The 888-nt window shown below is 39.0% G+C and carries 2 protein-coding genes; both read left to right on the top strand.

The features are described 5' to 3' along the window. Positions 1 to 196 (top strand): transposase (locus tag FZF08_RS32010; RefSeq protein WP_409012684.1); only part of this gene is annotated, 196 nt, incomplete at its 5' end. Between the two features lie 48 nt (positions 197 to 244). Further along, positions 245 to 888, top strand: a 644-nt coding sequence (locus FZF08_RS31435; protein ID WP_200837211.1) for a transposase, incomplete at its 3' end; no start/stop codon positions are given.

The raw sequence follows: 888 nt of genomic DNA, 5'->3' as shown, positions 1-888 counted from the left end.
CAGTTGGGAAAGGGGAGCGAATGAAAACTTAAACGGTTTAGTCAGACAATATTTTCCAAAAAAATATAACTTTGACTTAATCACGAAAGAAGAGGTTTTAAGAATCACAAATAAATTAAATAACAGGGCCAGGAAAAGATTTGGATATAAAAGTCCAAATGAAATATTTGAGCAAAAATTTAAACAATGTGCCTAGGAGCCTGTCGGACTTGAACATTTGAATATAATTGAGTATCTTCAGATCATGAAACATTTTGTAGGAGCCAACCGTGGGCAAACGACATTTATGCCTTATGATCTTGAAGAATGGCTGCCCCAGGACCATTTGGCACGGTTTACAGTTGAAATAGTTGATCGTTTAGATCTTTCAAGAATTTACAGCCAGTATCGTGGCACTGGTACAGCTGCCTATGATCCGAAGTTACTTTTAGGTCTAATCTTTTATGGTTATTCTACTGGTGTGTTTAGTTCAAGAAAAATAGAAGCAGCGACTCATGATTCTGTTGCATTTAGCTTTATTGCCGGCAATCAACATCCTGACCATGAAACAATTGCGGGATTTCGCAAGCGTTTTCTTGGCGAAATTAAAGGATGGTTTAAAGATATATTGCTCATTGGAAAAGAGTTGGGTTTAGTAAAACTGGGGAATGTGTATTTGGATGGTACTAAAATTCAAGCAGACGCCAGCAAGCATAGAGCAATGAGCTACGAATATATGAAACGGCTGGAAGTGCAGTTAGAGTCAGAAATAAGCAAGCTGTTTACTATTGCCTCCAGCACTGATGAAAAGGAAAAGCCCGAAAAAATGGACGTTCCGGCCGAACTTAAACGACGTGAAGATCGCTTAGAGAAAATCAAACAGGCTAAGGAGACAATCGAAGCGCGGGC

It is taken from the genome of Dyadobacter sp. 3J3 (genome assembly GCF_009801115.1).
GTDB lineage: Bacteria > Bacteroidota > Bacteroidia > Cytophagales > Spirosomataceae > Dyadobacter.
Note: the sequence above shows the minus strand (reverse complement) of the source record. Positions and strands in the feature narration are given on the sequence as shown.